The following is a 7,055-nucleotide window of genomic DNA, read 5'->3' on the forward strand; positions in this document are numbered from 1 at the left end:
GGCCACTCGATGTTCTAGTAGGCCCCTTCACCGGCCAGCACAGCGCGCACCGTTTTGCCGATGATGAGCACATCCCCCATCATCGACCAGTTCTCCACATACGAGAGATCGAGCCGCACAGTCTCTTCCCACGACAAGTCAGACCGCCCACTCACCTGCCACAGGCCCGTGATTCCAGGCTTCACCAAGAGCCGGCGACGGACGGTGCCGTCGTACGCCTCGACCTCCCGGCGGAGGGGCGGGCGCGGGCCGACCACACCCATCTCCCGTCGAAGCACATTGAGAAACTGCGGAAGCTCGTCGAGGCTGTACTTGCGTAGAACTCTGCCCACGCGCGTGACCCGCGGATCCTCACGCATCTTGAAGAGCACGCCGGCACCCTCGTTCGCCGTCATGAGCGCCGCCACCTGCCTGTCGGCGTCCACCACCATGCTGCGGAACTTGAGCATCGGGAACGCCCGACCGTCCAGGCCCATGCGCTCCGACTTGTAGAAGACCGGACCCTTGCTCGTCAGCTTGATCACGAGAGCGGCCACGATCATCACCGGACTCGTCAGAACGAGCGCCGATGCCGCGAAGACCATGTCGAACGCGAGCTTCGAAAACCTCTGCGCGCCGTGGTACTGCGGCTTCTCCACATGAATCAGCGGTAGTCCCGCCACCGGTCGCATCGACAGACGCGGACCGGACACATCCATCATTCCCGGGGAAACCACCAGGTCGACGTCGTGAGGCTCGAGGTTCCAGGCGAGGGCGCGCATCCCTTCGTGCCCGAGATGCTCGGTAGCCGTGACGGCCACGGTGTCCGCGTGACAGAACTCGAGCGAATCGATCACATTCAGCTCGCTACCGAGCACAGGGATGTCGCGGCCCGCCACGGTGATCCTGTCGCCGTGCTCGCCGGAGTGCCCCGGAATGCAGACGCCCACCACGCGATACCCATCGGCCGTACCGCGGGCGAAGGATTCCGCGAGAGTCCGAACGGCGCGTTCGCTGCCTACAACCAGCACCGACGTCTGAAACTCGCCGCGCGACCGCTTCCGGGCAATTACCTGACGCCACACCCACCGGCTCGCCAGCAAGGCCGCAAGGCCGACGGGAAACGCGATGGCGAGGTAGAGCCTGGCCAGATCGAGGCGGAACAGCAACGCCAGCATCGCGATGACACCGAACAGCCGAACGGTCGAGACGAAGATCCGTCGATACTCGTCCGGCCCACTCCCGATCACCCGCACCGTGCGAGTTCGGAAAATCGTCAGGGTTGCCAACCACGCCACGATCAGCAGAGCGGAGACGAGTGCGTAGCTGAGGTCGTAACCGATTCCACTCGTGGTCAGTGTGCCGCTGTCACCGAACCGGACCCACTGCGCCAGCGCCACCGCGGCGATCACGATCAGCGTGTCGGAGACCAATAGGCGCCGGATGTAGGCGGCCTGCCACTCGCGTCGACTGCCGAGCCGGTCGTCCGCAACCTCGGGCGCCCCCACCTCCCGCGGACCCCGCGAGGGATCAAGGGGAGCATCGAATGCCGTCACCATGCGCGCCTTCCGTACTAGAGCCATACACGAGGTAGGTCAGCTCGTGTGTTCTCACGACGTGTGGCGATGATGACGATCGCCCCTGCTTGCTGCCGGAAGTGATATTTGCACGTTCGGTCACCAGTTGAGACGTCAAGTGAGCAGGTTCACACCTGACTGACAGGAGTCGCCCAGTAGATGCAACTCTGCAGTTCAGAGGGCATGTATATCGCCCGAATGACGCACAGTCGAGATGAATCCGACACTTCCCGTAACAGTAAACCCTGGCGTAATCGCCAACAACGAGGTATTTTGCAAGCCCTTGCAGTCCATTCAGCAGGTCGATGCACTGATGTGCAATCGGCTTTCACGACGCGAAAAGAATAGCGGGCCTCGACGTGGCTAACGTTCCCCGTCGAGCCTCTGTCGGTTCCACGCCCGAACCAATGGGACCCCGATCAGTACCGACCTGTCGCCCCAGCCGATTCATCATCACGCGCCGATACCCGACTGGTGCCGCCAAGTCCACCATCGTGTTCCGTCGGTGTCGGGAGGTGCCGCGACTCTGCAGTGCGCAGCGCATCCGGATCGCTGTCGAATGCGCCAGGGATAGCAACTCGCCGACCGTAGATCATATGTCCGGCGGTCAAAATCAGCTGCGGACGAAACCGACCCCGGAATGCAGGGTGGAAACATTTCCTAGCGAACCTTGGTTCGCTAGCGACCAAGGTTCGCTAGCTCCGCTCTGGCGTCTAAGTACCGACACCGGATCACTAACGAGAGCGGCCGTGAATGCCACTTATGAGCGGTCTGTGGAGCGGGCGCAGCGGCCATGGTTGCGGGCCCTCGCATCCCGCAACACCGGCATCGTGAACGCGGTCCTGATCGGTGCCTCGACGGCGGCCGGCCACAATGCGACACCCCGTACCCGCAAGTTCTGGAACCTGCTCGGCGAGGCGTATCACGCGGCGTACAACCCGGTCGGCATCAAGGGCGGGTTCCACTCGCTGCTGTCCGAGCTGAGTTCGTGGTCGTTCCTCGGGACCACCACGTCGGTCCGCAAGGGTCTGGGCACATCGTCGATCACGTTCTCGGCGGGCGCGTCCGGCCTGTACACCGTGCAGTCGACAACCGGGTTCATCGTCTATTATGCGCAAGGCCCCGGTCAGGGTGCGTTCAAGGTGAAGGTCGACAACGGCGTACCCGTCACGGTCACCCCGGACACCATTGGCGTGTACCGTCACGACGGCAAGTTCACCACGCAAACCCTGATCCGGGGCGAGCACACCATTCAGATCATCGCCACAGGCACAGTGGACATCAACACCGTTTACGTGCTCGACCAGGACCACACCACCGGAGTCCGGTTCTACGATGCGGCGCTCGGCGGCAACACGTCCGGCGACTTCCTGAAAGCAACGTACAGCCCGACGCACTGGCAGCAGTTGGGTGCCCTCGCCCCGAAGATGGTCGCTATCTGTGTCGGGTCGAACGACCACAACGACGGCGTGACGGTCGCACAGTACAAGGCGAACATCGAGGCCATCCTCGCGCAGATCCAGACGACTCTCGGGTACAAGCCGTGGGTGCCGCTGATCGCTCAGCAGCCGCGCACGCTGGACTTCGTGGCACCCGTTGCCACGTGGGCGGAGTTCTCGGCAGCGCTGGCGCAGGTCGCGGCAGCGCTGGCGCAGGTCGCGGCAGCGAACCCGGACTGGGTGGGCTTCCATGACTTCGGGGCACTTTTCCCACAGACCGCAGCCGATGGTGACGGCGGGGGCATTCTGTCCTCGGACGGGGCGCACCCCACCACACTCGGGCATGAGGTGGCATTCCTCGAGTTGGCAGTTCCGGCCCGAACTGCGGCAGCGGTCGCACCGCCCGCCGGCACGCCAGTCACTCCCGAGGTCACCTCGACGGTTACCCCCTTGACGATCACGTCTGGTCTACTGGCGCGGTTCTCGGCGAAGTCATTCGCGGACCGCAGCATCGCGGACGGCACCGCGATCAGCGAATGGCCGGTCGAGCAGGGCTCGATGCTCGTACCCATGCAGCAAGCCACATCCACCCGGCGTCCTGTGTATCGGGCGACAGGAGCGCCGGGCAGTAAGCCAGCGGTGGAGTTCGATGCACCTCAGACGCAGTCCCTCGCGGCACTGTGGGCGAGCGCCTACGACACCCCGCTGACTATCTTCTGCGTCCTGAAGCCGCCCTCTTCCCCCGCCGCTTCGCAGACCGTGATGGGATGCGGCTCGTCGGCGCGCTGGGTCGCATTGCAGGTCACCAACGACAACAGGTACTCACTGTTGCCGGGGCAGACGAGTGGTGTGCTGCGGACTTCCCCGTCTGTAGTGACCGCGGCCCTGCACGTGATCGGCGGCAAGTTCGACGGCGCAGCATTTACTCTGCATGTGGACAAGCAGGGGGCGACGAACACCGGGACGATGGCGACGACCGCCGAGCAGCCGATCGCTGGTCTCGCGGACATCTCCGTGGGTCGGTCGTCCTCAAGTGCGACGAGCGGCAACTTCACGGGCATGGTCTCGGAGATCATCGTCTACAACCGGGCACTCAGCTCGGGTGAGATCTCGACGCTCATGGCAGAGCTGGGCACCGCGTACGGCGTCACCATCGTCGCCTAGCTACAGGCCGATCGACCTGAGCGTTTCGGCGAAGGCAGGCGAGATGAGACTTCCATATGCAGGCGTCATGTGTGCCTCATCTCGCTTGACCGGGATTGTACCAACGAAACTCGGGCAATGTCCGTCGGATGTGCAGAACCAACGTCGCGAGTCAATGAACATGCCACCACGAGTGTGTGAGTAGTTGTCCTCGACCGCAGCACGATTGGACCACCTTGTCGTCACCTTGCTAAGGCAATCGGCGGGCATGTTGACTCGGTTGTAGCAGTCGCCGATATTGATGTCTGCTGGAGGGGCCGAGAGCATGACGAGTTTGCCGATATTGGCGGAGAATCGTCCCACCAGCCTGTCGAGGCCTTCGGTCCATGTGGCGGCGTCAGTGGAGGTGTACGAGTTCGCGATCATGACGACGTCGGGACGTATCTCGTTGACCATGTTGATGACCTGGTCCTTGTGTCCCGGGCAGGCGGCATCAATGGCGGCATCCTTCGTTCCATTGCGCGCAACGTCCACGAACTGGCATCCGAACATCGCTTCAACCCGCACCTTCCATTCACCGGAACTACTCTCCGCGAATTGTGTGAGGGGCTCGACGTAGGTCATTGCCACGGAGTCACCCAGCAGGACAATTGTCTTTGGGGCGGTGGGGGCACCCCATGTGCAGTCCTCAGCGCTGAGACGTTTCGGTTGTCCACACGGCGCAAACTCATCCGAGGCTTGGGGCCCGCTAATCGCTTCGTCCATCGACGGAGTCAACTCGGTCCACGATGTTGCCTGCACAGCGGAGATGATCTCTTGAGTCAGCTTCGCTTGAGCGGGACCGACGGCTTCCTCCTGCGTCGCTGAAGACTGCGCTTCCGCGGACACCGCAAGCGGTGGCGTGGCAGGCGCCGCAACCGGCGTGAGACCGTACACAACCAAACCAGCTGTGATCAAGACCAATGAGCCGAGGCCAATGGTTTGATTCGACTCACTCATACGCAGTGTCGGGAGACGCCACCGTGAGACGTCGAGCACCTTGCGGTCCCGCGCCTCGGCGCGGGATCCCAGCCAGTTCGACGCTCGGATGGGGTTCTCGAAGAAATGGTATGACGCGATGGAGAGTCCGAACATCAGGAACAGAGCCGTCGCGAAGTAGTAGGTGCCCCGGTCCATCAGCACGCCGAGCATGATGATGACCGGCCAGTGCCAAAGGTACAGAGAGTACGAGATGTCGCCGACGTAGGTGCTCACGCGGTTGGTGAGGATCTGTAGAAACCGGTGCTGCCCTGATACGCCGGCGCCGATGATCAGCGCCGCGCCGACGACCGGTACAGCTGCCCAGGGGGCAGGGAAGCCGCCACCTTCCTCGGTGATGGCGAAAGCGCCAACAAGGATTGCGGCGAGTCCCGACCACGCGATCACGGGTCGAAGCTTGTCGGGAATCCGATCGAAATAGCTGATGGTAATTGCCATCAGCGCGCCGACCCCCAGTTCCCAAACACGGGTGAAGGTAGAGAAGTAGGCCCACGTCGGATTGCTCGCGGTATCGATGACCGAGTAGGTGAAGGAACCTGCGACTGCCACGCCCATCACCCCCGCAGAAAGGGCCAGGCGAATCTTCTTCGACCACGCGTTGCGAGAAACCACCAGCCCGATCGCCAGAATGACGGCCGGCCACACAAAGTAGAACTGCTCCTCTACAGACAGTGACCAGTAGTGCTGAAGTGGAGAGACGGGGCCTTCGGCAGTGAAGTAGTCGGTACCTTCCAGTCCGAACCTCCAGTTCGACACAAAGAAGAAGCCCGACACCGCGTCGAGTGCGGTCGATTTGAAACGGCTTTCAGAGAAGAGCGCGTACGCGGCGACAACGGTTACCACCAGTACGAGGGTGGCGGCAGGCACGATTCGCCTGATCCGCCTCCGGTAGAAACTCGGGAACGAGATGCGCCCGGTCTTCTCGAAGGTGTGCATCAGCGAGCCTGTGATCAGAAATCCTGAGATCACGAAGAACACATCGACGCCGATGAAGCCACCACGTGGCCAGGCGAAGAGGTGATCGAGAACGACGAGCATGACCGCGACCATTCGCAGTCCCTGTATGTCCAGCCGCTGATGCGCCTTCGATTCCTGACCCTTGCGGCGACGGCGGCCACGCGTAGGCTCCGGAAGCAATGAAGTAACCACGATCGACCCCTCGATGACTTGGCCCCCGAAAATGTTTGAGGGACGCAAGGAATATAGTCGGCGGTTCGGTTACTCGCCGGTTGCGGCCCCTCGGAATCTGCCCTGCTAGCGGACATGCCAACCTCCCTGTAGGCGGACACGTTCGTCCCTGCTGACGGACAGCTGATCTCCCTGTCGATGGACATGGGGCCGGCGGTGTGTCGGTCCTGACACCGACGCCCCTCCGGGGTTTTGCTCGAGGTCTTCGACCACCTACGAGCGACTCCCACCGGAGGGACGCATGAAGAAGTCTGACAGGGACATCATGGAAATTCTCGAGGCCTACGACACCACCGGCAGTGCGCACTCCGCGGCGCAGCTGGCCGGGGTCGATCCGAAAACGGTCCGACGTTACGTCGCCGCTCGTGACGCCGGGATGCCGGTGTCCGGTCCGTCGCGGCGACCGCGCATCGTCGATGACCATCTACCCAAGATCGAGGAGTGGGTCGAGCGGAGCAAAGGCAAGGTTCGTGCCGACATCGTCCACGAACGCCTCGTCGCTCTCGGCTTCGACGGCACCGAACGCACCACCCGGCGCGCCGTCGCGGATGCGAAAGCCGCATGGCGGGCCGGACATCGCCGCACCTACCGGCCGTGGATCACCGAACCCGGACTGTGGATGCAATTCGACTGGGGTGAGGGCCCGAAAGTACCCGGGCCCGGTGGGATCATGCGCTCGACCCTGTTGTTC

General features: G+C 62.9%; 3 protein-coding genes and 1 pseudogene. 2 read left to right on the top strand and 2 right to left on the bottom strand.

Annotated features, from left to right (window positions below; genetic code table 11):
• Nucleotides 1-14: 14 nt before the first annotated feature.
• Nucleotides 15-1,538 (bottom strand): sugar transferase, encoded by a 1,524-nt coding sequence (locus tag ACFVJ3_RS33965; RefSeq protein WP_378456235.1) that lies wholly within the window; start codon nt 1,536-1,538, stop codon nt 15-17.
• A gap of 767 nt (nt 1,539-2,305) precedes the next feature.
• Between ACFVJ3_RS33965 and ACFVJ3_RS33970 the strand changes: the two genes are divergently transcribed.
• Complete coding sequence (locus ACFVJ3_RS33970) at nt 2,306-4,159, top strand: GDSL-type esterase/lipase family protein (protein ID WP_378456236.1); 1,854 nt, start codon at nt 2,306-2,308, stop codon at nt 4,157-4,159.
• Here ACFVJ3_RS33970 and ACFVJ3_RS33975 read toward each other — a convergent pair whose 3' ends face one another.
• Nucleotides 4,160-6,325 carry an acyltransferase family protein gene (locus tag ACFVJ3_RS33975; RefSeq protein WP_378456237.1) on the bottom strand — a complete coding sequence of 722 codons (2,166 nt, stop codon included), beginning with the start codon at nt 6,323-6,325 and terminating at the stop codon, nt 4,160-4,162.
• A gap of 280 nt (nt 6,326-6,605) precedes the next feature.
• Here ACFVJ3_RS33975 and ACFVJ3_RS33980 point away from each other — a divergent pair.
• Nucleotides 6,606-7,055: pseudogene (locus ACFVJ3_RS33980) on the top strand (IS21 family transposase); the annotation flags it as partial.

This window comes from Rhodococcus sp. NPDC127593, from assembly GCF_042671975.1.
Lineage (GTDB): Bacteria > Actinomycetota > Actinomycetes > Mycobacteriales > Mycobacteriaceae > Rhodococcus_F.